This is a genomic window from Legionella stuttgartensis (assembly GCF_977063405.2).
Window position 1 is genome coordinate 111,812 of sequence record NZ_CDRUHA020000061.1, and the last position, 25,463, is coordinate 137,274.

Here is a 25,463-nt window from a genome sequence, read left to right on the forward strand (position 1 = left end):
ACTCTTAATTGCCCCTAGTGCTGGATCTTTCCTTTTCTACAAGGAGGTGTGGGCTAGTTGTTGGTTTCGGTTGGCTAAACATGATCCGGAATGATTAAAAGAACGGACGTTTAAATCTCTTAGTAATTTCCCTCTTAATTTGAAGAATATATTTATCGTGAACGAATTTATTAAAGGACTGATAACTCTTTGCCTCCAAAGAATCCACTTTAGTGTACTTTTTCTAAATCTCACATTCAACTGAAAATGGTTATCTCTATCCCTTAGCGTGTGACTTAGCTGGTTTTTTCTTCTCTAGAGATCAAGTAACAAACCAATGGTCAAGTACTTTCATTTTGTTCTTTTCACTCACGATAAATTGATAAGGCCTTTGATAAAAAAATGAATACGACAATCAAAGACCATTTAACTACTAAAACCCCAATTAAATTAAGAAATTGGGTGAGATTCGTTCTTGCAATCCAGAGAACTACAATTGGATAGTCTCACTAGAGGAGCAGGAATTTTCTTGATTTTCCAAGTTATATAATTGGATGGCATTTTGCATCATTTCAACTGCCTCATAAAATTGACTTCGAGAAGTTTCCGGAAGTTGCTTTAGGTAATTGCCTGTATCAAGATTGTTTAATGCAAAACGCTCACTTGAAAGATAACTGGGATTTCGCAAAACTTCCTTCATTTCCTGCTCAAGACTTAAGTAGTCTTCAACCATCTCTTTAACCGACCAGCCCGGAATATTATTTGAATTTTTTAAGATTACCGGTAGTAAATTGTTATTCATTAATAAATAGAAGGTTAAAAGCATCGAAATAGTACGACCCACTCCATCAGGAAACGGATGATGTAATACGGTATATTTGATAAATTTGAATAGTGCTGCGAGCTTCTCTCGTTTTGAGTTTGATTCCAAGATCTCTTTCTTGTATGTCTTTAGATGTAAATTGCAAATTTCATTGAGGTATCCATCCACATCCCTAATTTGTTCATCCATTTCAGAGGTACGCATGCTTATCGTCTGTTCCTGTTTGAGCATATCCCAAATCAAAAGTGCCTTTTCCCTGGGATCAAAAGCTTTATCCCGCGTACTGGCAAGAATTTTACCGCTCTTATCAATAAAAGAGAGGCCTTTACACTCAGAAGTCCGCATATAGAGTAGAATTTCATAAATACCTTCAAATGAATTTTGTTCTGCATTCAAGGACCAGCTAACTAAAGAATTTTTCCTGAACTCACCGGGTCTTGAACCCATTAGATTCCTGACTACTGTGGTACATGCAGCATGAAGACCTTTGATAAATTCTAAATCAAGAACCGCAGACTCTTTTAATTTGTTTACAATAAAAACAAAGCCGTGCGCCATACCAAGCATATAACCCGGCTCGGATAGCTCAAAACCATTCCATCCCCTACGCATTTCGAAATAGTCTTTAAGTAATTGCGGGTCTTGTTCCTCAAACTTAAAAAAATTTATAATTAAATTGAGTAAATTTAAATTTGCTAGCGAGAAACCCCTGAAAGCCAACTGGTAAAGTTCGTTTAATCTAACGGTTTCCAGATATTCTATTCGTTCCTCTCTGTTGAGAACTCTGTACTCTCCATGAAAATTAATTGTTACCCCTTCAAGGCACTTGATAAGCAAATCTTTAGAAAATTGCCTGTCGTCATACCTCGATCGCTCAACAAAAAAGCGCCAAAGTTCGATACATGGAAATTGTTGTAAAAAATATTGTGTTTTATTTTTTTCTTTATTAGATACGGTGAAAAAAGATTTTTTCATTTTAAATACCTCTGTATTTTTATTCTTTTGTTGGGAGTGACGTTACACGTTCAAGATATTCCAGGAATAAAGTAGTAACTATTGAATCAACAAGACTATGAAGTATTTCGTAATCAGAATAGAGAACATTTATAAATAAGTAACAGTCAATTAATCTCTAAGACGCATGAATAAATGGATATTATGCTTAAACACAAAGGGACTTTAAAAGCATGTGGACTGATTAACTTAAATATCTACCTCAATAATCTGGCTTATTGTTCATAATTTATTGATTTAGAGTACTAAGTGTACCGGTCCTCCATTCATCCTTGCTTAGCACATGACGATATAATTGGATGAATAATTTATATTGAGGGCCAAATTATATTTCGGGTTTATTAAGAGATTATTAAAGTCTAAGAAATCCATCCTTTATTTTTTCAGGTAGTGCTTGAGTAAGGCTTCAATCTATGAAACCAATGGGTTCATGACGCTATACTGAATTGAGCGGATAACTATTCCTGCAAAATATATAACATAGAGGACGAGAATGATGATTCCCTCTTTTCTTCCCACCTTACCCTTTCTCCAGAAGATAAAGATCATGGTGAGCATCATAATCATCATCCAAGAAAAAGAATACTTCCGAGTAAATCGGGTTAAAGTTAAGGGATTTATGAGCCCTGCAGCACCAGTAATCATCGATAAATTAAGTATATTAGCACCCACTATATTCCCTATGGAAAGATCCGCAATTCCTTTTTTGACGGATATAATCGCGGTAACCAACTCAGGTAAAGATGTCCCTATAGCGATCACCGTTAATCCAATGACTATGGATGGGATCTGAAGTGCATTGGCAATCGCGACACCAGATGTGACCAACAATTTGCTTCCCACCACGACCACAAAAGCCCCGATAATGAAGGTAATAAATGGTTTTTTTAACGAAATAGGTTCAGAATTAGTATCCGATTTACAATCAGCATTTTGCTTCATGGTTTCCATAATCCCTTTATAGTCATAAGCAAGATAAGCCATTGCAAATACCACTAATAAAAATGCAGCAAATCGCCCCATCTCTAAGGATATAGAGAATAAGATCACCAGAATAGCAGCACAAAGCATCCATAGAGATCGATTTCGAAAATTAGCTTTATCGACAGAAACTGGCGCTAAAAAAGCGATAATTCCAACTATGAGCCCAATATTCGCGATGACAGATCCAACCGCATTTCCTATAGCGATCCCACTATCCCCCATCCAACTAGCCGTTGTAGAAACAACAAGCTCGGGACTGGTTGTAGCGAGACTTACTATAGTACCACCTACCACGATACGCGGAACGTTTAATCCCTCGGCTATTTGGACACTTGCATCCACAAAGAGGCTCCCTCCTTTAATTACCAGGAAAAGGCCTACAGCAAGTAAACAAATATTCAATAGCATTGGCATCATGATTCTTCCTTTTTCGCGTTACCAGAGTCTGCTCTTAGATTACTTATTACGGTGCAGCATTAGATCTACCATGGTTTTGTAATTTGTGTAAAACCTCCTTTTGATTTTCACCTAGATAATAATTGTCCATTACATGGATTAACTCCTCTTTTGAATAAAGGCTCAATCCTTTGGATTTAAAAAGTTTTAGTTCTTCAGCTGTAGGGAATGAATAAAATCCTTTGTCGGCTTCATTTTGAATCAAAGCAGGTAAGAGCTCATGGCTTGCTGCTTTAAGTAAGTTGCTCGTGATTAGATCCACTCCTGTTGGAATGAGATCTAATGCGTTTTGTATCATCGATTTGGAATAATCAATGGGACAAGTTCGTGAGTCGATTATTGTGCCTGCATCCAGATTTGCTGATACTCTCAATAAGGTAATTCCATGTATTCTTTCTTGATTAAACATCGCACCAAAAACCGGCATAATTCCTCTGTATTGGGGTAATAAACCTGGATGAACATTCCACAAATACTGTTCATTAGCCTCAGTAAAATGATTTATAAGGTGTTCATCAAGCTTAACGATGCATCTAATGGAAATTACGACATTAATATTCCAAGCTTTTGCTTGTTTTAAAATAAATTCTGATCCCTTTCTACTATCAATAAAACTGCAATAATCGTAGTTAATATGATACTGCTTTGCCAAACCTTCCAATCCTAAATATTTGCCTTTATTGGAATGACTTTTGAGATAAGGAAGTAAGACCTCACTAAATAGGGTGCGTTCATAAAAGATTAACTCTTTTATTTCATCTTGTATTTTTTCTGGCTTAAATGCTAACTCATTTTTAAAAACTAAAAACGATGCTTTAAAATGATGTCTTGCAAATTGAAGACAAATCTCATTCGCCATATTATACGAATATAAATCGTTGCCTATAAGAAAAAGTACATTCATTCGAGCACTCGTAAACAAGTCTATAATATTGGAGTTATAGACATAATTGCTGCAAGTAAACTAATTATAGAAGAGTTTTGCAGTCCATTTTAAGGAGTGGTTTATGGATTCCGCTTCATTAAAAATATATAGGCTTAAATATAAACTGCCACAGCCCCTCTCTATTGCTACCTATACCTGGACTCATGTAGAAACCATTTTGGTTCAACTTCGTTATAATAATTTTGTAGGAATGGGAGAAGCAGCCCCGTTTGCGCTCATGACGGGTGAAACTTATGACTATGTGGTTTCTCAGTTACACGAGTTTAAACATTGCTCGATTAATCCTACGGACGCACCGCACGTTTTTTATCAGCGCCTCCAGGAAAACATCCAAAGCTCGCATGCGGCAGCTGCTTTGGATAGTGCTTTTCATGATCTGTTAGGAAAGATAAAAAATAAACCAGTGTATGAACTTTTTGGTGCTGTAAAGAATCTCACTCCCAATAGCTTGACGATACCGATTTTGGGTTTGGAAGAAACTCAAGAGTTTGCAATAAACATTCGTCAAAATCATCCTCAAGTCCAATTAATTAAGATTAAATTAAATAATGATAAAAATATTCATGACATCGCAAGAGTAATTAAAGGTGTATTTGCTAAAAATGTAGCTTATGTAATTGATCCCAATCAATGTTTTAAAGATTCTCGCCAAGCAATAGACCTATTGAAAGAAATACAAGCGATTTTGGGGTCTGTTGTTGCTATAGAGCAACCCGTGGAAAAACATGACTATCAAGGATTATTCGACATAAAAAAACAGTTGGATGGAGTCGATATTTACGCTGATGAAAGCATAGTGGGCATGGATGACTTGGAACAATTGATTCGCATGAATGCGGTAAATGGAATCAATATTAAAATCCAAAAAGCAGGAGGAATTTGGAAGGCTCGACTTATGGCGCAAAGAGCTCACGAAGCTGGATTAAAAGTAATGGTTGGTTGCATGATGGAAGGTCCTTTGGGCGTTTCAACAGGAATTCATTTTGCAGCATCAATGCCTAATGTCGTATTTACTGATTTAGATAGCGATTTATTTTTATTTCAGAATTTTAAAGAACCCATTTTTACTCAATCTCCCTATGCTGAGGGCATGAGAATACCTTTTAAGAAACCGGGTCTGGGGATTGATGTTAATGAGCATGTTCTAGAGCATCTAGCAAGACAAAAAGAGCTGATTTATGAAGAGCTTTAAGGTTGAGTTGTTATCAATTGTGCTGTTTTTAAAGTGAGAAAATCTTGATAAAGACTGTCAAAGTTTGCGTTGGATAAGATAAGTGTTGCTGCGATATTAATTGGTTTTATCGGAATATCATCTTCTTTTGTGGCTCGCGGTTGAATTACATCACCAGGCGTTACATTCCACTCAATACTGAGCTTACTATTGAAGTTAGGTACTTCTAAACTTATAACCGTGCCATTTTTTTTAGGTATATAACAGAAAAAAGAAAAATTTATCGGTGGTTTTAGTTGGATATGAATGCGCTTTTGCAGTCTTAGATTGAAATGGGCTAATTCTATATTTACTCCTGTAATCTCCTCAATCATTGAAACCACTAATGCTCCTGAAGGTCTGGCGGCTATTTCTAAAAAAATGATTTCATCATTTTTCGTTAAAAATAATTCACAATGAGTAGCTCCATCAGGAGGTTGTAAAGAAGCTATGATTTGTTCATGAACTGAATTCAATTTATCCCAGCGTGGATCGGTTTCAGGAAGGACTATACTCCCCATGGGATAACCCTCTTTAAATAATGCCATAGGCCAAAGGTATTCTGAAATTGCAATAAATCGGATTTTTTTATTTTGAATAATTGCATCACAGTGAAATAAAGTGCCCTCGATAAACTCCTCAATTTGAAAAGAGATTTCAGAGTGCGCTATTTGTTCCGCATAAGTTATCCATTCCGTTCGATTATGTATTTTCTTGAAACTGGCACTCCCATATAATGCGATTGGTTTCACCGCAAAAGGATAATTGAATTTTTTTTCAACTTCCTTACGGTAAAGTACCTTGTTTTGAAAGTAGCTTTCTTTGTTAAACTCTTGATAGTGGGGGGTACGAATGCCCTGGGCATGCAATATATTTTTCATTACAACTTTATCCACAAATTTAACTAAGTTTCGTTCGCCCTCCCCTTTTAAACCTAAATGATCAATAAGTTTACCTACAATAAGAGTGCAGGATTCATCATTAGTTACTAATCTTAAGTTATCTCGATTTGTTTCTTTTAAATAGTGAGTGACTATGGGTAAAGTCGTATCAAAGGTTATGGGATTAATAATGTGAATTGTTTCAAAAAAGCATTTTTGGTTTTCTTTTAATTGTTCATAAATAGTTGGGTTAATTAATAAAATAGTGCGTTCATCGGTAGATTTTAATGGGCTCAAATCACTTTTAAAATTAGTAATTGCATTAAAAAAAATGACTATTGAGCTCATTTTTTTCTCCATATTAAAATGTGCCAATAAAGAAGTACTTGTTTCCGCATAGTTAATACTAATTATATGTTATTTATAATTATCAGCTAAAAAATGACGAATCGACTTTTACAGAGTGAACATGCAAACTGAATTTTCAAAAGAAGTGCTTAAGTTAATTAAATCAATACCCCGGGGTAAGGTTGTAACCTATGGGGACATTGCCAGACTCGCAGGTCATCCACGCGGAGCACGTGGTGTCGGATGGCTTCTTCACTCTTCTACCAGGAAACATCATCTTCCCTGGCAGCGCGTTCTAAAATCCAGTGGAGAACTTTCTTTTCCGGTTGGAAGCCCTCACTATTTGCTTCAAAAAGAATTATTAGAAAAGGAACACATTGTAATTACAAATGGTCGTGTTGATTTAAAAAAATATTCTTGGGATGGTGTGTGATAACGAATGATAAAATATCCCGACTCGTACTAACTTTAATAGATCCTGAGAAATGTATGTCATTCCAACGTTGGTGGGAATCCATCCACAAACAAAGTTAAGTTTAATTTGTCGGATAGATTCCCGCCTGCGCGTGAATGACAACATATATAGACTTGATGGTACAAAATAAGTGACCCTACCTCGGGTCAAAATGACCCAACTTACTTAAGGTTTTTGCCAAATTGGGGCACCAGTATGTCTGTTAAGGCAGGTAATATAAGTTTTTGAGCCACTACGATCTTTTGAAAAAACGAAAACATAATCACCTGCAATTTGCCATGATAATATTTTAGCGTGGAAAGGAACATTCCATAAACGGACTCCAGCATATGTATAGGCAGTAACGTGATCTTGACTATCAAAGGTTGAAAGAACCATTACAGAATCAGGCGTGAGCTTCATTCGCTCTTGTTGAAAATCATAATCATCTACCGGAACAACTGAGGCATGATCCGCTATTGAAGCAGCAGAAACTGGAGTGATTGAAGAGAGAGAAAATAAACAGCCTAGTAACATCATTCGTAATAATTTCATATTAAAACCTCTTGAATAAAGATAAAGGAATACGCTTTATGATTAACTTTTCCATGGAGCGTATAGGACAAATTCGATTCAATTCGAGTATCGTAAGAATCCCAGCGAAAAATACAATTATTCTAGGTTTTTGTAAACTATTTGAGATTTCTGCTTGCAAAATAAACGTGTGCAATGATTAAGGCTTAAGACCCATATTGGGCCCATCCTTATAATGAGTATGAGGATAAAACAAGCAGGGATAGCAACTGTTTTGAATTAAAACTTTAAACAGTTGCTGCGTTTTATCAAATGGAGTAGTTACTTCCAGGAGTAGGTATTTCCTCTGAATCCTCTTGTGGAGAAGCCAGGAATAACATCTGGGTTGTATTTGCCTGACTATGAATTTTAGGTCCAGGTGGTAAGTATCTAACAGGCATAGAAAAATACCGTGTAATTTCGGCAAAAAGCTTCTCGTTTAGTGATTGACCTGATTCTTCAGAAAGAACAATGTTTAGACCTCTCTCTAACTTTTTCACGGCACTGATTTCTATATAATTATCTTTTACAATGTTTGCAATTTCTTCGATTCTAAAGTTATTTTTTAATAATATATCTAGAGCTTTCTGAATATTGGAATGAGAAGAACACTTATCTATGAAAAGACGTAATTTATTAAATGCTTTAAAAGAATCGAATATAGGTTCTAATTGTGTTTTCAATTCCTCTTGTTGCAAACTCCCTTGACTGAATTGATGGATAAGAATGCTAAATTTGGCATTATTTGTTTGAATAATGGCATTATATTCTTTCTTATTCGGGTCCATTAATTGACAAAAGACATCATGTATTAAAAAAACTAACTCTAATTGTTGCGTCAGATGAATAACTGTTTTTAGATCAGTCAATCGCAGTTGTTGAATAGCAGAATCAGTTCCTGCCGGTCCCAAAGTTGACTGCGATAAAGTAGGAAGCACGTTATACATAAAAGCTAAAGTGTCACTATCCTTCACACACCTATCGAGGAACGCAATCATAACGTGATAACTGGAAAAATACTTCTCATAGTTTTCAGGGAATTTTCCTTGCAAGGCATTATTAAAGAGATCATTACTCCACTCGGTAAATTGCTGTGGAAGAACATTGAACCAAGAAAAATGCGGCGTCAATTTTTGGGTCAATGCATTTACCTGACTAAGGCAGTAATACTGAGTGTTAAACAATCGCGCAAATTGGGGTAATTGTTGGTACCAAACTTTAGGCTCCAATTGTAATTGTTTTTCTAGTTCGTGCCGCATTACTTTAGCGAGTTCAGGATCAGACTCTTTGCTTTTTAACGCAAGTAATACGGTTATATTTTGTTTGAGGAGTCCTATTTGTGTACATGCTATAGCTTGGCTCTGGGTCAATTGTAGTGGGATTGTATTAATCAGCATTTGAAAGCGCATCTGCCAAAGATCCGGTAGAGGAGATAGAGCAGGAAAATGCTTTCTTAAAGAGCTAGTGAGTTGTTCATGACGTAAAATGAGACGAATACATGCATCTGTATTATATTCCTCAAACAATTTAAAATGTAACAAATCGAAAATAAAAGAGCTTTTGATATCAAAGTTTCTGATGTTAGTAAGCATTGCTTTGAATCGTTCATATTCTTCAGGGCTTGCCGTAGAACGTAATTCGTTAAACTGATTAAGCCATATTTTCAGCGTTGCTTTTCTTGGTTGTCTATTTTCTTCTTCTTTTTCTTGTTCCTTTCTCTTAACTATCTCATCAAGGGGTTGCTCTAGACATTTTTTTAAGTCTTCAGCAGTAGTCGTCTGTTCCGTTCTTTTCTTTTTAGTTGGCCCTTCAAAGGGGCTTTCAGCGGTATTTTCTCGTACGGTGTTTAATACGCTTTGGAAAATTATTAAGGCTTGCTCAGGCTTCATTCTTTGCGTTTTATCAGGATGAAGTGTACTTCTAAGAGCATCGGTTAGTTGCTCCTCTAGGATTGGATCAAGCTCCATATCGCAGAAGATACCTGTAAAATCTGGATTTTCTGCATCTTCGAGTGCTGTTTTACCACCTCGACGAGGTGCTCCTGCTAGCTCAGCAATACTGACAAATAACGCATATAAATCGCTTTGAATATCATAGTTTCTCGGCCTTCCATTCAGCCTCGCAAGGAGCATATCGGTATCCCATACCATGCGATTACCATAATTTTGTAAGGTAGAATATTGCTCACCGTTTTTTATTGTTTTGGCTAAACCCATGTCAATCACCGTAACCGTCCATTCACTATGCCCATCATCTTCATTTTTATTTAATTGAGCCATAATGTTTTCTGGTTTTAGATCACAATGAATGATCGTCCGACCTTCGCGTTTTCCGACAGTAACTATTCGATGAATTTGCTTAGGAACCTCTTCGATTAAAGTACAAGCAAGACTTAGAAACTCCTCGCCAGAAAGTTGATCAACATAAAAATCAAGAGTACGTCCAGGAGCACGATTCATGTGCAGATAAGAACAGTGTTCCGTTTTTATTAAACTATAATGTATTCCTAAAGTCGGATGTTGACTTCCTAGATATTGTTCTTTATTCGCTACACGAACAAACCAATTGGGTTTGTTGGGTTTATCACTTACAGCATGTTGATCGGCATGCGTCTGTTTTACTACATAAGAGCCTGATTCATCAAAAATACCGCTGTCTCCTTGAGGAATGATCGACTTTATAACTGGGAAAACGCGGCCAAAGCTGCCTTTATCATCCGAGCTAGGTTCAAAAATATCTAAACGTCTTGGTGGTGCACCAGAGCTAATTAATGGGTCAGCAATGAATTGAAGAACTGGGAGAGTGAGTACAAAACGTGATTCTTCGCCATTTTCTGTGTGTAAAGAATAGACTTTATAATTTTCTAATAATCCAGGATCCCCTCCATGTACGGAATTCATGAGTGCTACAACAGTAGGGATATTTTCAGGTAAGGTTGGATTAATAAAACAAATAGGATTAGGCATAGCTTTTACACTCAAGAAATACATAAAAAACTAATTAATGCGCAAAATTATACCATAATGACTCCTATGTAGTCCATTTGTCTAAGGGAAGTAAGGGCGGTAATTACATAAGTGAATCATTTAATGGATTTACAAAACAATCATATAGGTCTATACACTTAGAAAGAATCAAATAAGAAATGAAATATGAATATTTTATCTTGTTTGAAAGGCTTTATTGCAACAGTTGATTGTAAAAGCTTTTCAAAAGCATCACGAAAATTATATATCTCACCCTCTAAATTGAGCAAACAAATAACTTGGTTGGAGGAGGAATTAAAAGTTACCTTATTGATCCGCTCTACAACACGACTAGTTGTAACTGAATCAGGGCATCAGCTGTATGAGCAGGCATTAAAGCTTTTCGAGCAATTAGAGTTAGTCAAAGGAATTGCAACCCCGGATCAAGTCGAGTTAAACGGCTCCATTAAACTCTATCTTACTGTTACCCCTGCCATTCCCTATTTAACCTCCTTATGTATTGAGTTTATGCAACAACATCCGAAGATTGAGATAGATATTATTGTAGGCTCTGATATAAAAGAGCTCTATTCCTCCACATTTGACCTGGCTATTTCATTCGAAGATGTGAAGCATTCAAAACTGGTTTGCAAAAAATTATTTTCAATCCAAAGGAGTATCTTTGCCTCACCGGGTTATATTGCGCAACATGGGGCCCCGAAGACAATCGACAACCTACCAAAGCATAATTGCTTGATTAATACGCTTTATGGTCTTCAAAATATATGGGTTTTTAATAAAAAAATCATTCCTGTCTCAGGAAATTTTAAAAGCAATAATGCATGTGTTTTAAAACAAGCTGCCGTTGCAAATACAGGGCTTCTATGGGCACCTTATTTTTCAGTTTATGAAGAAATAAAAAAAGGAACATTAATTCAAGTATTACCTCACGAATTATCACCTGATATTAATCTTTACGCAATCTGTCCTAAGTCCTTGGTGAATGAACAAAAAATTAACTCACTCTTGAGCTTTTTTTGTGAAAAAGCTTTGTCAGAAAAAATTGCAACCTCTTTTATTGATAAAGATAATTAAAATAATTCAGATATAAATCCTGAACATCAATAGGAACGAATGTGCTGGGCTTTGTTGGACAGATACAGTAAGAGTTAGCAAAACAAAGTATTTTCCAGTATAAGTATATTAAAATCATGCAAAGGCATTTCTTCAATTGGTTTAATTACACCAGACTCGTTTAAACCAGCTGAAGAGGTTGATGTAGTGGTGTCTACTAAATCGGAATGGGATAAAAAGTGTAAGGCGATCCGCGGGATCAAACCGCTTAGACACCCTTTTAGAAAACGGAGTTTCGATGAAGCAAAATATCTCCCATCTGCCCAGGGAACTCAGCCATATGGTCTCCTGGTCCCTTACTCGTTTAGGAAAATCGATTGCAGAAGTTTATGGGGAAGAAGCATATGAACGAATTGAGCAAATTCGGCTATCGATGCAAGATACGATTGGGAGTGAAACGAGTGTCCTTAGAAAGGCACTTCATAGTCTCCAAATTGAGCTATCCAAACTAGAGAGAAAGCAGCTTTATCAAATTGCGCATGGGTTTTCTCTCATGATGGAACTCATTAATGCCTGTGAAAGTGCCTACCGGATTTTTCGTATCAACCAAAGAAAAGAAAAAGTTTATACTGAGAAGCCTCAAGGTATTCATTATGTATTAACCGCACATCCCACAGAAGCGCGTACCAATGAATTTTTAACGCTGTTTAAAGCAATTCGAGACTATCTGGTCGAAGTGCTGAAATCCCCCTATCTGATGAATGAAACTCATCTGGACCAAATGCTTAAAATCTCACTGCAAATTAATATTTCCTATCATGAAAAACCAAGCGTAGAGGATGAAGCACGCTACATCTATCAATATGCCCTCAATCCCCTCAACATTAAGCTGTATCATTCCTTTTTCACCCAAGGTATTCCCATGCAATTACGTACTTGGGTAGGTGGCGATAAAGACGGACACTCAGGTGTTAATGAGAAAATCATGGTTAAAAGTCTTGAACTTTCTCGATCTTTTTTTATTAACTACATTCGGGAGTGCTTAAGTGAGGTACTAGAAATTGTCAAACTCTCAACCGCATTAACTGAAAACAAAGTCTTGACGAATCAAATCAAACAGCTTACCCAAAAAGCACAGGAATTGAGGAAAATACAACCACGAGATCATGAAAAAGTATCTGTATTCAAACAAGAATTAACTGTACTACAGACAAATACTCTAAAGTTTCTAAAATTCAATCCCGAACAATTTTCCATCATCTCCAGTATTTTTCAGCTCTATCCGGGGCTGGTGATACCCATAGAGCTCAGGGAAGATTCAGCGGTTGTGAAAGAGAGTTTAACCAGTATAAAAAAAACAACAATCACCAAGATGCTGGAACAAGTTTATTCTATAACCCAGGGGACAGAGCCCAAAAATTATATCCGCGGTTTTATCCTCAGTATGGTTGAATCTGCTGAGGATATAAAAAATGGAATTGAGTTGGTAAAACACGTTTTTAAAAGCTACGCCCTACCCGTTGTCCCCTTGTTTGAAAATCAGCTCGCGCTCACCAGCGCTGATACAATTTTAAATAACTCGATCACTGAAGATATTAGACAGAAGCATCTTCAACAGTGGGATGGAAATTATGAAGTCATGCTGGGGTATTCCGACTCGTCTAAAGAAAATGGCGTATTGCCCTCTCGACTCATGATTGCAAAAAGCTTAAAAAGCATTCAGTCTACACTAGAAAATAAAAACCTTAGGCCCGTTTTTTTTCATGGTTCAGGTGGCAGTATTGAGCGAGGAGGCGGAGATATTAAAGAACAAACAGCCTCCTGGTCTAAGGAAATGATGACTAATTATAAAGTGACGATACAGGGAGAGATGGTCGCTAGACTTTTTGGCTCGAGCTCCATACTCAAAAGTCAGGTTGACAAATTTATAGATATCTATTCGCAAAAAGATAACCACATAGATAAGGACTATCCCGAGGAATTGGTGGCATTTTCTACCCAAGTCAGTCAGAAATATAAAGCACTGATTCAAAGTGAATGGTTTTGGCCCACAATCGAACAGGCCTCGCCCTATCATTTTTTGACGGAGCTGAAGATTGGCTCTCGGCCAACTAAACGCAAATCAGGACCCGATCAAAGAAAGCTTCGAGCCATCCCCTGGATCTTATGCTGGACTCAAACACGGCTTCTTTTCCCAACGTGGTGGGGTCTTGGCTCCACATGGTTAGAGCTTAATGAGCTTGAAAAAAATAAGCTGAAAATACTTTATAAAGAAAACTCTCTGTTTGCTGCTTTTATAAAACAATTGGGTGTAACCCTTTCCAAGGTGTACCTCCCCATCTGGGAACAGTACTTGTACCAATTAACTGGCTCCAATGAATATCTCAAGCCTTTTCAATCAGAACTGGAATCAGCCATCCTATTCTTCCAACAAATAACAGGGGAGAATGATTTTTGTTTTCACCAACCCTGGCTTGGGGAAAGCATTCAATTAAGATCAACCTTGGTTCATCCTTTGAATCTCATTCAGATTGAGGCGATGAAAAGAAATGATTTGCCTCTTTTAAGAAAAACAGTCACAGGCATTTCTTGTGGCATGTTGACCACAGGGTGATCTGGATACCGCACATGAAGCACGGCAGGTAGGGTTTAAATTTCGTGTATCGCTCAGGGATAAGACGAGTGGAGCAGGGTTGAGCGAAATTTAGAGTGAACGCCCTATTTACTTGCTGTAGTTTAAAAAATGCAACAGAGTTAGCAAGATAGGGTGAAAATAATGTCACTCCGCAAAATTGATATCATTCCCGCGCAGGTGGGAATGACAGCAATGCTGATTCTGGACAAATAATTTCCCATGTACCGATATAGGCCCCGAATAAGGTGCTCAAAAATGATGCGCTTTATTCTTTTTCTTTCCCCAAAATCACAATTTCTTCAACTATAATTCAAATTAAAGTTATTTAATAAGTGTGGTTACCATGTTAAATAATCATGCAGTTGTATCCCTTCATAAAATTGTACCCAGTTATATGCAACAGGTTCCAGAACTCATTCATGGGTGCTTTTTATGTAAACCTGGTTCAGAGACTGAAATTCTTGCTCGTACTGCCAATTTCTCACTGATTTGTGATATTTCACCGATTGTAGACGGACATTTAATGATTACTTCCAACACACATATTGGGTGTACTGGAGAAATCGATCCTATGCTTCGTGAGGAATATCTAATCTTAAAAAAGGTTGCAGGAGAAATTGTAAAAACTGCTTATGGAGCAGCCGCTTACTATGAGCATGGACGGGCCGGACATTGTTCAACCATAGTCAATACAGCAATAAAATGTGATCATTTTCATTTGCATGTACTACCCATAAAAGTATCAATTAATCCTGAGTTGGAAAAATCTTTTATCCAGATGGAATTAGAACAATATTCCCAAATTTTCGAATTTTTTGAACGATACGGTAGTTATTTATATTTTGAGGATTTTACAGGTCACATCAATATATACCCTGCCTCTGACAGTCAAGTGGAGTCCCATTTGTTACGGACGTTGATTTGCGAAAAAATTGGCTGTCCAGAGCGTTCAAATTGGGAAACACATACCAATTTGGAATTAGTAAATAAAGCCATTGAAAATTATATGCCTATTATCAATAGGTTAGCCAAATGAATCATGACATTATTTATTTAAACCATGGTTCAACTTCCTTCCCCAAGCCACCAGGAGTGATTGATGCCATTGTAGAATTAATGCAAACAATGGATAGCTGCGCGAAACGGGCCAGCAGCGAGCATAAGATCAAAACGGATAAAGGGATTGCCCGGGCCCGAGAAAACATTGCCGAATTTTTTAATATTCCTAGCGTGGATCATATTATTTTTACCTTGAATGCTACTTTTGCAATCAATCAAGTATTGCTGGGATTTATTAAAAATGAAGACCATGTAATTTATACGGATACGGAGCATAATTCAGTCATTCGTCCTTTGCATTATTTGCAAGATTCCCGGCATATTGAATTAAGCCGTATTCCCTGTGATCTCAATGGCGAATTACAATTGGATGTGTTGCCACAACTTATTAAAAGTAATACTAAATTAATTATCGTTAATCATGTATCCAATGTCACAGGGATCATTAATCCAATTCAAGACATCATAAAGATAGCACAGCAATTTAATGTTAAGGTTGCAGTTGATGCCTCACAATCCGCTGGAATTTTACCCATTGATGTAGAGCAGATAAATTGTGATTTTTTATTTGCGACAGGTCATAAAAGTTTGCTGGGCCCTTTTGGCATTGGCATGGCTTATATTCGAGATACAAAATGTGTTGATTCAGTGATTACTGGCGGGACAGGCACAAATTCTGCCCCCTTTTTTCATCCAATTGTGGCTCCAGAGAAATTTGAGGCAGGAACACCAAATTACATTGGAATAGCAGGGTTAGCCGCAGGAATTGAATATATTAAGCAACAAAAGCTTGAAAGCATGTTTGCTCATAAACAGGCGTTATGCAGCAAATGCCTCGCTGGCTTGAAACAATTTGAGCGAATAAAGATTTATGGCCCTGAAGATCCGGATAAAAAAATTCCTCTTATCTCTTTTTCCGTTAATAACATGTTGCCTTCACACGTCGGCGCGTTGCTTTCCGATAACTATAATATTATTGTTAGAACAGGCTTGCATTGTGCCCCACTGATACACAAAGCATTAAAAACCTTTCCAAATGGTACTGTTAGAGTAAGTCTGGGCTATTCGAATACTAGTGAAGAAATTGATCATTTTTTACAAGCGATTGAGCGAATTATAACTCTATGACAGCACAAGTGCTTAGCAATAAAACAATTTTTATTTTTTGGGCCCCTTTGTTGTTTTTATGGCTCGTGCTAGCCTTTGAATTTCCTCTATTAACCATAATCATAACGTACCTGCCGGATAAAAAGCTTAATTTAGCCGCATTTGGTCTTGGCTACTCCCTATTCTTGCTCGCAGAATCGCCACTATTAATGTTCAATACGGTTGCTATAAAGTTGATAAAGAATAAAGATTCTTACAAAAAAGTTAGAAACTTCTTTATCTACGTCGTAAGTTTTTTATTAATTTGCATGATGTTGTTTGTATTAACGCCCCTGTATCAATATTTATTCATCACAAGATTATCATTCGACAAATCAATTGCGGTTATTAGCCAACATGTAATTACAATTCTCCTCCCTGCTTTTGCTATTGCAGGATTCAAAGCCTTCAATCAAGGAGTATTAATTTCTAGAGATAAGCAGCCCATTATATTTTATGCGATTATTTTTCGATTTATAGCGAGTGTGATTACGGCAGTATGCCTAGCAAATTTTAGCGCTCTAAATAGTGCTTATGTGGCAGCAATTGGATTCTCTATTGGTTTGTTCGTTGAAGCGACAATTACCCGTGTTTTTGCCAGAAAATCCATACACGAAATTTTTGCGCTGAATTCTTCTTATAAAATTTCCTATTATAGAATTTCACATTTCTATTACCCATTAATTATAACCACCGTAGCGAGTATTATAACTACTCCTATCATTACCGTTTTTCTGAACTATGGCGTTAATCCAACCATATCACTTGCAGTTTTTCCCGTTATCAATGGGTTTATTATGATTTTCAAATCAACGGCGATGTCGTTACAAAACGTAGTAATTTATTTTTTAAATCTTAGTGAGTCTAACGCGTTACAATTAAAAAAGTTTTTTGCTTATATCACCATCATTATGTTTGCAATCCTTGCCGGAATTATATTTACTCCTCTATTAAATGTTTATTTAACACAAATTAACGTACTGCAATCTGATCTAGCTCAAGCTGCGGTTCTCCCTTTAAAGATATTAATCATCTATCCCCTACTTACATTATTAGTGATTTGGCAACGTTCTGTAATCATTCATCAACTTAAAACCCATGTATTAACATGGTCTGTTTTTGCGGAATTAATTGGGTTAGTTCTTCCACTCGTTTTATTCTATAGTTTTTATCCCATTAATGGGCTACTCAGCGCTTCTATAGCATTGGTTATAGGAAGAGTATGCAGCAATATTCTTCTTTATATTGCGCAAACCAGGATAGATTCGTTATCACCTCACGCCACCCAATAATCAAGACTATCTTACTAAAAGTACCCCCTGAATATTTAAGTCCTTCTTTTTGGATATTTAATTGACAACATCAATTTTAAAGGTACTATAACAGATTTTGGATGGCTAGCTCTTAATATATCTAGTCTTTACAAGGAGTAATCAACATGTATTCCAATATAGAACAACTCAATAATAATGATGAATCTGCATCAAGTACTTTTACCCTCTTATTCTTACTTGCTGGCCTGGCGATGGTAACCTACGCGATTGCGAAAATTTCTGAGTCGAACAATCACTTAAACTATGAAAATCGTTTTGCGCGAATATTAGCTGGTTTTTTATTGCTTATGACGCGAATGATGCATACAAAAAATGGAGACTTAGAGCTTACTAATACAGAAAAGCAACTCATTGCAGTAGGCCCACATCGAACGGGTTGGGAAGCCGTTGTTGTTGCCTCAAAAATAAAAGGCACACCACCACGTTTTTTTGCCACAGATGCTTATAATTCCATACCTGGTGTGAAGCCTTTTCTCAATATGTTCCATGCAATAACGGTAGAATCAAAAGCAACTAAAAACGAAACTGGACGTCCTGCCAATGCCGGGGCCATAGAGGAAGCGAGTAAAGCCCTTGATGAAAATGGCTGCGTCGCATTGTTTCCCCAAGGGAATTTTTCACGAATAGGTCAAGAACCACCTAGAGTCTACACAGGAGCTGCCAAGCTTGCATTAATCAATAAAGTTCCTATTCATGTTATTAGACTGGATGGTTTTTGGAGTTTGCAAAATCCGATCATTCCTTTATTTGTTCGTAATAGTGCATATTATCGTGCATTTATGTCTGCGTTTCACATGAACAATGTACACGCCACATTGTGTTCCGTGATCGATTTTCATCTAAAATCTGAGAATGAGGGTCTAAGTGAGGAAGCAAAAATCGAAGAGATTTGCGCCCAACTCTATGCGTACTACCGTCATACACAGGAACTAACACCTAAACAAATTGATAAGATTAAAGAAGAAATATCGAGTAAAGCTCATCTGCTCATTTGGAACAATAAAGTCAAACGAGATGATTTAAACAAGCAGCTCCTAAATTTAAAGAAAGAAGGAACTAAGCTTGAAGAGCCAACTTTAGCGTCAATGAAATTAACATAATAGTAGCCGGGTGAAGGCGTACGCCATAACCCGGGAAATCAGTACCAAGAAAAACCTGGGTTGTGCTTGCTTCTCCCAGGAGAGCCCCATTAATGAATTATTTTAGCAATAAGATTCATCCATTCTGTGTTGAAATTCCTGTACTATTTAATACACTTAAATAAGCAGAGTTAAATCAAAAATATTAACTATAATTACAAAATGTCAGCAAAGAACTATTAGATATTAATAAGGATGTTATCTCATGAAAAAAAATATAGTTTGCGGAGCATTATTTAATTTAATCTGTACCCAAGTATATGCTGTACAAACTCCAGATACTATTTCCGAAAAAATATCTACACGTGCAAAGTTGGCTCAGTCCCAAAAATCAAATGCTACAACAAAACCTCAGTCAGTCGAAATCAACTGTGATTATAGGATTTCTGGTGACACTCAAAAACTTGATAAGACCTTGATTATAAACTGGGCAAAATATGCTGTACTCCATTCTTTTAATTTTGATTTTCCGTCCTTTGATACTCAGATGAAGAATTTAAGAGCATGTTACACTGAAAATGGATGGCTTGGTTTTACTAATGCATTAAAAGACTCAGGAAATATTAATTCAATTAAAACTCAAAATTTAACGGTGAGCAGTACGTTGGATGGAGAAGTTCAAGTTATTGATGATCAGGAAAATCAATGGAAAATGACAGTACCTATTAAAGTTTTTTACAAGAATGATCAAGAAGAGATAACCCATTTTCTCAATGTGTACATCATTATTAGCTGGAGAAATGCGTTCAAACTCGGAATCGTGCAAATGATCACCACACCACGTTCCGCCTCAATATCGATAAAAGCAACATCCCTAAGAGAGGCGCTGAAAAGTCTTTCTTTGGGAGTGAGTGATCAAATAAATAATGTGGAAAACCTGCAACAATTGGGGACTTCATTTCTAACTTCTTTATTTGTCTTTAATCCAAAAACTGTGTTTTCTGAGATGGATAGAGTCTTAAACCAGCCAGGATTGTGTTTAAAATCAGAACATAGCAATACAAAATTTCTCCAACACCTTATTGATGCACCAAAAAATCAAGGCTTAAATCAGGGAAAAGCAAAAAAAACTCAGGTAGCAAAATTAACTTCCAAGAACGCTCTAAAGCATGTTAAAGGAAACCCCACTGAAAAACCTGCACAGGCAAATGGAATTGAATGGCTTAATCATCAGTTCATCGCGATTAAATCAGATATTTTTGATACTAAATTGCCTAAATTACTAGCCTATTTTAAAGAAAACGAACTCGCTGAATTTTATCCTGCATTGACCAATTTAGATAATTTAAAAATAATTAAAACCCAAAATCCCGTCAATCAACAAAGATTAAAAGAACCGCAACTTAGCAAAAATAAAAACAATCAAACGAACACTTCCTTGCCAATCCATATAGCGCCTCAAAATAATAAAAATCAAATTAATCAACTACTTAATGTTAATTTAACTTTAGGCAGGAAAATAAGTGGCGAGCTCGTCATTTTACAAATGAAAACCCTTCCTAGCGTGCTTCCTTTATCCTCCAATCGGGCTGCGCCTTTGGCATCCAATGCCATTTTACTTTCTAATCGAGCCGATCCGATTCAAAAAATACCACAAAATAATAAAGTACAACTCGTTCAAAATGGCACGCCACTTAAACCATCTCAAATTCCCAAAATGACCTTTAATAAATCCTCAGAGATAATTAATTGTGATTACAAAATTCCTGACGAGATGACAAAGATTGATGAAGATCTGGTTATAAAGTGGGCAGAATATGCTGCAACCCAATCTTTTGATTTTAATTCCATATCGATAACGTCTCAATTAAAGAAATTAGAGTCTTGTTATACTGCAAAAGGGTGGGAGAATTTTAAGAATGCCTTAGATAAATCAGGAAACCTTGAGGCAATTAAAACACAAAACTTTACTATGACCAGTAAGGTTGATGGACAAATCAAACTAATTAAAACAAAAAATAATCAATGGAATATAGAACTCCCCTTACAAGTTGTTTATCAAAACAATCAAGTTAACGTAACTCAATTTCTGAATGTTAATTTAACTATGGGACGTAAACTTACCGGCGAATTTGGAATTATGCGAATTATTGCTGCACTTAAGGAGCCGGCCAATACAGATACCGGAACAAACAACCAATCTCCAATAACTCAATCGAATCAACACACATTACAAAATACGCAACAAACTGCAGTGGAACAAACTGTAGGCTTAATCGATTGTGATTATAAAACTCCTGTTGATGTAAGAAATATTAATCAAGCTACGATTTTAGCTTGGGCTGAATATGCGGCCACTAAATCCTTTAATTTTGATTCTGAATCCATCGATACACAATTGAAAAAACTACAATCTTGCTATACGGAACAGGGATGGAATGAATTTATAAATGCCCTGGAAAAGTCAGGCAACATTAAAGCATTTAAGACCAAAAAACTAAGCGCAATAAGTCAAATAGATGGGGCGCCCCAACTCATTGAATCGAGAGATAATCAATGGACACTCTCTCTTCCTTTAAAGATTAACTATCAATTTGAAAATGGTAATGTAACCCAATTGCTTAAAATTGATTTAACTATAGGCCGAAAAAACACTGGGGATCTGGGAATCATACAACTTAATTCTACTTTACGCTCTTAACTGAAGACCTAATAACCTGGTTGCAAGCAAGAAAGTAATAGTGGCAGATGCGTCAATCCCGAACGCAATGAGGGATCTACAAAAGATGGGTATGAGTAAAATCAGGAGATCCTTCGTCTTAAACTCCCAGGATAACGTGGCCGTAAATGCCTCGTAGATACATCCGTTAAAAAGCAACCTACCTACCTTTTAATGAAACACTTAGCTCGCTTTTAAAGACAGTATCTACTTGGTTAAGAAGAAAATTCTTTCCCCAAAATTACTCGGGGTAACAACATATATCACTTTCACCAGCAACCCCTGCATACGGTACGACGGCATTGAAGCCAACAATATGTGTTTGTTCTCTGATTAACGGGATTAGCAAATCTGAGGCTCTGCTATGTTTTGGCTTTGCATCACGGAACATCACACAATCCGACATATTCGCTCGATTCCAGGCGAGCGTAACTCTTTACTTCGCGGAAACTTATAGTTTTGAATTAAACTCACCATCGATATTTCGAATACAACCCCATCAAAGAGTTTTGAATTTAAGGTATCTCCACCCAATAATGTCATCCGTTTTCCATTAAAACGGGCATTAAAATATTTTCTCCAAAATCCTTCAGAGCCGGGTTGTATCAGCATATGAATGCCTTTATTCATTTTAAGAGCATAATCAATGGCTCTGGATGCAAGGATACTCCCTAAGCCGGAACCTCTTTTACTGGAGTGAACATATAGCTGAGCTATTTCTATTAATTCTTTTCTTTTCAATGTCAAAGAAGAGGTAAGTTGAACATAACCATGTTGTTCACCTGTTACTCTATCCCGAGCTGATATACAAATATCTTCGTCCTGTAAGGTAGTTACTTCAAATTTATATCTCGCCATATACAATAAGTTAAAATTTCAGTCTAATTACTTAAGCGCAGACTACCTTATACGCATATCTTTTAAAATAGTTTCGAACTCAACAATTCCTTTTTTTTTCAACCAGGCTATTTGTTTTCCTTTTTACTAAATATAAATCCGTCTTTTATCCCCTTCTGGAAGTCCTATCCTATAAAAAATCAATTGCTCATAAATCAATCCACCAGAACCAAATATTTACTTAATGTTCAATTTATTGTAACATTATCGGTCAAATTTTGGTCTTGTTGTTTTTTGTTGTTGCTTTCCGAGCTTTTATCAATCTAAAAATCAGCGGATTGAAATGACCGTTCTTAAAAATTTGATTGGAGTATTTATGCCGCATCCTCTTACAAGTGAAATTTTGAAAATACTTTCAGAGCACAGAAGAATCCCTGAAGATGAAAAAAAAAGTCATGATATCGCTGAGTTTTCAGATAAAGCAGTCAAGAAAATAGATGCTATGGTCACTAATGGAGAAAAAATACGAATTGTAGCGCCTTCTTTTCCAGAAAAAGCCCCAGTTCGTGGAAAGACGCTTAGTGATTCTCCGGATATGGCAGAACTCCTTTCTTTAGAACACTTAAATAATCTCTGTAAAAAAATAGAATCCGTTTATGGTCCTGGAGCTGAAATTGTTATTTATACGGATGGATTTGCTTTTGCAGATGTATTTCCCGATATTCATTCCAAAGAAAAACGTGAAAACTATCTCGCAAAATTACAGAGCATGATAGAGAAAAACGATTTAAAGAATATCAAAATTATTAATTTAGCGGGTCAAGTTGACTTAAACAAGTATGCAGAAACTGAAGAACATTTCAGGCAACGACTAAGAACACCTCAAAATGATGAAGATAGAAATAGCATCAATTTATATAGAGGACAAATCCAATTTTTTACCACTGAACTAAAAATGGGTTACCCAGAAAAGTCGGGGTCAAAAATTAAGAAAGAAGCTGAACATATTGCTCGAGGTGTAGCTCGAATGAGCGCTGCGCTTAGCGATTATCTATCAATAATTGAACCCAATGCATTGCGAATATCATGTCATCCTAAAACAGTAGCTTCTGATAAAATTGGTTTATGGTTGCATGAAGATCACTCTGAAGGAGGAACTCCTTGGCATAATGCGGCGGTATTTGAGCTTTCTGAATCGACTAATAAATGTGTGGTATCGTTTATGAAAGCCCAGGATGCTAAAGAAAAGGGATATTTATTACAAACTGACAAGGAGGGAAACCCTAGTCATTTTGTATCAAAGAGTATCTATCGCCATGCGTGTACGTTGCAATCGTTCTTTAGAATGGCTCACGAAAAGAAATTAGCTGCAGCATTAGAAGACCAACAGAGCAATTCTCCCATTCGATGAGTTATCACATGCATAAGTTTGGATCATTTTAAGATAACCCATTCCGTAAGCGTAACTGCTTGCAACAAAAGCAGTTGATTCTTTAGACCCAACATAAAACCTATTGTTGGGTCACTACTAGCATAAATACAAAAGGAATTTGAGTTAGGATGGATACTCTAATTTTTTAACATCCCAGGAGGAGTCAACATTTTTTGGATTTCGCCAATATGCATTTCTTCTTCCTGAATCATTTTTCTGGCAAACTCTTCGACTAACACCGATTTTTTTTCTGCATGCTGTAATAATTGATAATACAAATGCAAACCTTGTTTCTCATGCTCTAGGGCTTCTTCTAAAATATTCCCAATGTTGTGTTGATGAGTTTCTAATAATTTGCCAATTTTAAGTGAGGGATGCTCGGAAAAATGAGTGATAAGCTCACCGATTAAATGAGCATGGTTTAAGCTTTCTTGCGCCTGCTCACGCATCCATTTACAAATAGGGATGCGATTAAAGCCAAAGACCATAAAAGAGTAATGGGTATAACGTACAACGCCCGCCATTTCCAACTCTAATAATGTATTTAGAATTTTTAAGATAGCATCATTAATTGTTTCGGATTCGGGTCTTCCATTGTTCATTTTTTATGACCTCTTATTTTACTTATCTAAGAGTATAGGATAATTCCAACAAAAATCTCAAAGCATAATCAATTTCTTATCCACAATGGTTACCAAAATTAGCTAACGAAATTTCAATCAGTCTGAACTCACTCCAGCTTAATTGGCTCTACCTCATGTCACTTTTTTGATGAATCTCCGTATTATGCATATAATTTATACAAATGTTGCTTTAATTACTCATCATGAAATCATTAAAAGAACTCTTTAAAAAGAAACATAAAGGAAACCAAAATAAAGTAGCAGCGACTACGCCTTCAGATGAAAAGCCAGTTAGTACGAGTAAACCTCTGTTTGCTCCAACACAATCTATTCATGACTTCTTTTCGCATCCAGAAATGAAGGATTTGGCCCAGGTTGGCAAAACAAAAGCATTGGGTTATTTGCCATTAGATCAGATCCGTGGTTCCGGATTTGAACCATTCCAAGTGAATCAGTTATTAAAAAAAAATGGACTAAAACTTTTTGTTATCCCGGTTCCTACTGAAGAAGAGTTATATGCCTATGACACAAATAAAAATAAATACATCCATATGATAGATAAGAAAGAATACAAGGTAATACCCAAGGGTGGCTTTTTAAGTATACGTTCTGGAGCTCTTGTAGCCTATGATGAAGAAGCAGTAAAAACCTTTTTAAAAGAAAATGATACCCTTATCAAAGAGGAAAATGGCAAGGAGTCGAACCCTGAAGATCGTTGGCCTACCGAAGCAGCAGAGTTTGTTAATATGTTATTTCGGAAAAAAGCCGATTCAGCGCAAATGAATTTTTTTGTGCATAAAATTTTTGAAGAAATGCCCAACCAACCAAACCCGGGACTGACTATAAAATAAACACGTTGAATTTACTGACTACAATCTACTTGCTAAAAAT

General features: G+C 36.4%; 19 protein-coding genes. 11 read left to right on the top strand and 8 right to left on the bottom strand.

Features of this window, described 5'->3' with window-relative positions; all coding sequences use genetic code 11:
- Positions 1-469 precede the first annotated feature (469 nt).
- The 3 genes from ACWTEW_RS22880 to ACWTEW_RS22890 form a co-directional block, all read right to left on the bottom strand.
- The gene (locus tag ACWTEW_RS22880) at positions 470-1,777 is read right to left on the bottom strand and encodes a hypothetical protein (RefSeq protein WP_454783360.1); all 1,308 of its coding nucleotides are present in this window, start codon (positions 1,775-1,777) and stop codon (positions 470-472) included.
- Positions 1,778-2,227: 450 nt separating this feature from the next.
- The gene (locus tag ACWTEW_RS22885; protein WP_454783361.1) at positions 2,228-3,217 is read right to left on the bottom strand and encodes a calcium/sodium antiporter; all 990 of its coding nucleotides are present in this window, start codon (positions 3,215-3,217) and stop codon (positions 2,228-2,230) included.
- 46 nt (positions 3,218-3,263) lie between these two features.
- The gene (locus ACWTEW_RS22890) at positions 3,264-4,160 is read right to left on the bottom strand and encodes a formyltransferase family protein (RefSeq protein ID WP_454783362.1); all 897 of its coding nucleotides are present in this window, start codon (positions 4,158-4,160) and stop codon (positions 3,264-3,266) included.
- Positions 4,161-4,263: 103 nt separating this feature from the next.
- Here ACWTEW_RS22890 and ACWTEW_RS22895 point away from each other — a divergent pair, with 103 nt between their 5' ends.
- Positions 4,264-5,394 carry an enolase C-terminal domain-like protein gene (locus ACWTEW_RS22895; RefSeq protein ID WP_454783363.1) on the top strand — a complete coding sequence of 377 codons (1,131 nt, stop codon included), beginning with the start codon at positions 4,264-4,266 and terminating at the stop codon, positions 5,392-5,394.
- On the opposite strand, the gene ACWTEW_RS22900 is transcribed toward ACWTEW_RS22895, so the two are convergent.
- Positions 5,391-6,641, bottom strand: a complete 1,251-nt coding sequence (locus tag ACWTEW_RS22900; protein WP_454783364.1) for an ATP-grasp domain-containing protein — start codon at positions 6,639-6,641, stop codon at positions 5,391-5,393. The genes ACWTEW_RS22895 and ACWTEW_RS22900 overlap by 4 nt on opposite strands.
- Before the next feature lie 121 nt (positions 6,642-6,762).
- On the opposite strand from ACWTEW_RS22900, the gene ACWTEW_RS22905 reads away from it, so the two are divergent.
- The gene (locus ACWTEW_RS22905) at positions 6,763-7,074 is read left to right on the top strand and encodes an MGMT family protein (protein WP_454783365.1); all 312 of its coding nucleotides are present in this window, start codon (positions 6,763-6,765) and stop codon (positions 7,072-7,074) included.
- A gap of 207 nt (positions 7,075-7,281) precedes the next feature.
- Here ACWTEW_RS22905 and ACWTEW_RS22910 read toward each other — a convergent pair whose 3' ends face one another.
- Together ACWTEW_RS22910 and ACWTEW_RS22915 are read right to left on the bottom strand one after the other, a co-directional pair.
- Positions 7,282-7,650 carry a hypothetical protein gene (locus ACWTEW_RS22910; protein ID WP_454783366.1) on the bottom strand — a complete coding sequence of 123 codons (369 nt, stop codon included), beginning with the start codon at positions 7,648-7,650 and terminating at the stop codon, positions 7,282-7,284.
- A 287-nt stretch (positions 7,651-7,937) separates the two neighbouring features.
- The gene (locus ACWTEW_RS22915; protein ID WP_454783367.1) at positions 7,938-10,634 is read right to left on the bottom strand and encodes a protein kinase domain-containing protein; all 2,697 of its coding nucleotides are present in this window, start codon (positions 10,632-10,634) and stop codon (positions 7,938-7,940) included.
- A gap of 186 nt (positions 10,635-10,820) precedes the next feature.
- Between ACWTEW_RS22915 and ACWTEW_RS22920 the strand changes: the two genes are divergently transcribed.
- From ACWTEW_RS22920 to ACWTEW_RS22950, 7 genes are all read left to right on the top strand, one after another.
- Entirely contained in the window at positions 10,821-11,729 is a 909-nt protein-coding gene (locus ACWTEW_RS22920) for a LysR family transcriptional regulator (RefSeq protein ID WP_454783368.1), read from the top strand.
- A gap of 277 nt (positions 11,730-12,006) precedes the next feature.
- Complete coding sequence (locus ACWTEW_RS22925) at positions 12,007-14,322, top strand: phosphoenolpyruvate carboxylase (RefSeq protein ID WP_454783369.1); 2,316 nt, start codon at positions 12,007-12,009, stop codon at positions 14,320-14,322.
- Between the two features lie 364 nt (positions 14,323-14,686).
- On the top strand, positions 14,687-15,379 hold the full coding sequence (locus ACWTEW_RS22930; RefSeq protein WP_454783370.1) for an HIT family protein: 693 nt from the start codon (positions 14,687-14,689) through the stop codon (positions 15,377-15,379).
- A complete protein-coding gene (locus tag ACWTEW_RS22935) occupies positions 15,376-16,530 on the top strand; it encodes an aminotransferase class V-fold PLP-dependent enzyme (RefSeq protein WP_454783371.1) in 1,155 nt (384 codons plus the stop codon). The genes ACWTEW_RS22930 and ACWTEW_RS22935 overlap by 4 nt, the downstream gene beginning before the upstream one ends.
- Positions 16,531-16,817: 287 nt before the next feature.
- Positions 16,818-17,840, top strand: coding sequence for a hypothetical protein (locus ACWTEW_RS22940; protein WP_483099555.1), 1,023 nt, complete (start codon positions 16,818-16,820; stop codon positions 17,838-17,840).
- Positions 17,841-17,986: 146 nt separating this feature from the next.
- Positions 17,987-18,982 carry a lysophospholipid acyltransferase family protein gene (locus ACWTEW_RS22945; RefSeq protein WP_454783373.1) on the top strand — a complete coding sequence of 332 codons (996 nt, stop codon included), beginning with the start codon at positions 17,987-17,989 and terminating at the stop codon, positions 18,980-18,982.
- A 244-nt stretch (positions 18,983-19,226) separates the two neighbouring features.
- Complete coding sequence (locus tag ACWTEW_RS22950; RefSeq protein WP_454783374.1) at positions 19,227-21,662, top strand: DotI/IcmL family type IV secretion protein; 2,436 nt, start codon at positions 19,227-19,229, stop codon at positions 21,660-21,662.
- A 408-nt stretch (positions 21,663-22,070) separates the two neighbouring features.
- Here the strand turns inward: ACWTEW_RS22950 and ACWTEW_RS22955 are convergent, their stop codons facing one another.
- Entirely contained in the window at positions 22,071-22,538 is a 468-nt protein-coding gene (locus tag ACWTEW_RS22955) for a GNAT family N-acetyltransferase (protein WP_454783375.1), read from the bottom strand.
- Positions 22,539-22,893: 355 nt separating this feature from the next.
- Between ACWTEW_RS22955 and ACWTEW_RS22960 the strand changes: the two genes are divergently transcribed.
- Complete coding sequence (locus ACWTEW_RS22960) at positions 22,894-23,928, top strand: L-tyrosine/L-tryptophan isonitrile synthase family protein (protein ID WP_454783376.1); 1,035 nt, start codon at positions 22,894-22,896, stop codon at positions 23,926-23,928.
- A gap of 158 nt (positions 23,929-24,086) precedes the next feature.
- Here the strand turns inward: ACWTEW_RS22960 and ACWTEW_RS22965 are convergent, their stop codons facing one another.
- The gene (locus tag ACWTEW_RS22965) at positions 24,087-24,551 is read right to left on the bottom strand and encodes a ferritin-like domain-containing protein (RefSeq protein ID WP_454783377.1); all 465 of its coding nucleotides are present in this window, start codon (positions 24,549-24,551) and stop codon (positions 24,087-24,089) included.
- Positions 24,552-24,775: 224 nt separating this feature from the next.
- Here ACWTEW_RS22965 and ACWTEW_RS22970 point away from each other — a divergent pair, with 224 nt between their 5' ends.
- The gene (locus ACWTEW_RS22970) at positions 24,776-25,423 is read left to right on the top strand and encodes a hypothetical protein (RefSeq protein WP_454783378.1); all 648 of its coding nucleotides are present in this window, start codon (positions 24,776-24,778) and stop codon (positions 25,421-25,423) included.
- The last annotated feature ends 40 nt before the right edge of the window (positions 25,424-25,463 follow it).

Coding starts and splice junctions, on each gene's coding strand:
- ACWTEW_RS22880 (WP_454783360.1), bottom strand. CDS start 1,777: ATGAAAAAATCTTTTTTCACCGTATCTAATAAAGAAAAAAATAAAACA.
- ACWTEW_RS22885 (WP_454783361.1), bottom strand. CDS start 3,217: ATGATGCCAATGCTATTGAATATTTGTTTACTTGCTGTAGGCCTTTTC.
- ACWTEW_RS22890 (WP_454783362.1), bottom strand. CDS start 4,160: ATGAATGTACTTTTTCTTATAGGCAACGATTTATATTCGTATAATATG.
- ACWTEW_RS22895 (WP_454783363.1), top strand. CDS start 4,264: ATGGATTCCGCTTCATTAAAAATATATAGGCTTAAATATAAACTGCCA.
- ACWTEW_RS22900 (WP_454783364.1), bottom strand. CDS start 6,641: ATGAGCTCAATAGTCATTTTTTTTAATGCAATTACTAATTTTAAAAGT.
- ACWTEW_RS22905 (WP_454783365.1), top strand. CDS start 6,763: ATGCAAACTGAATTTTCAAAAGAAGTGCTTAAGTTAATTAAATCAATA.
- ACWTEW_RS22910 (WP_454783366.1), bottom strand. CDS start 7,650: ATGAAATTATTACGAATGATGTTACTAGGCTGTTTATTTTCTCTCTCT.
- ACWTEW_RS22915 (WP_454783367.1), bottom strand. CDS start 10,634: ATGCCTAATCCTATTTGTTTTATTAATCCAACCTTACCTGAAAATATC.
- ACWTEW_RS22920 (WP_454783368.1), top strand. CDS start 10,821: ATGAATATTTTATCTTGTTTGAAAGGCTTTATTGCAACAGTTGATTGT.
- ACWTEW_RS22925 (WP_454783369.1), top strand. CDS start 12,007: ATGAAGCAAAATATCTCCCATCTGCCCAGGGAACTCAGCCATATGGTC.
- ACWTEW_RS22930 (WP_454783370.1), top strand. CDS start 14,687: ATGTTAAATAATCATGCAGTTGTATCCCTTCATAAAATTGTACCCAGT.
- ACWTEW_RS22935 (WP_454783371.1), top strand. CDS start 15,376: ATGAATCATGACATTATTTATTTAAACCATGGTTCAACTTCCTTCCCC.
- ACWTEW_RS22940 (WP_483099555.1), top strand. CDS start 16,818: ATGATGTTGTTTGTATTAACGCCCCTGTATCAATATTTATTCATCACA.
- ACWTEW_RS22945 (WP_454783373.1), top strand. CDS start 17,987: ATGTATTCCAATATAGAACAACTCAATAATAATGATGAATCTGCATCA.
- ACWTEW_RS22950 (WP_454783374.1), top strand. CDS start 19,227: ATGAAAAAAAATATAGTTTGCGGAGCATTATTTAATTTAATCTGTACC.
- ACWTEW_RS22955 (WP_454783375.1), bottom strand. CDS start 22,538: ATGGCGAGATATAAATTTGAAGTAACTACCTTACAGGACGAAGATATT.
- ACWTEW_RS22960 (WP_454783376.1), top strand. CDS start 22,894: ATGCCGCATCCTCTTACAAGTGAAATTTTGAAAATACTTTCAGAGCAC.
- ACWTEW_RS22965 (WP_454783377.1), bottom strand. CDS start 24,551: ATGAACAATGGAAGACCCGAATCCGAAACAATTAATGATGCTATCTTA.
- ACWTEW_RS22970 (WP_454783378.1), top strand. CDS start 24,776: ATGAAATCATTAAAAGAACTCTTTAAAAAGAAACATAAAGGAAACCAA.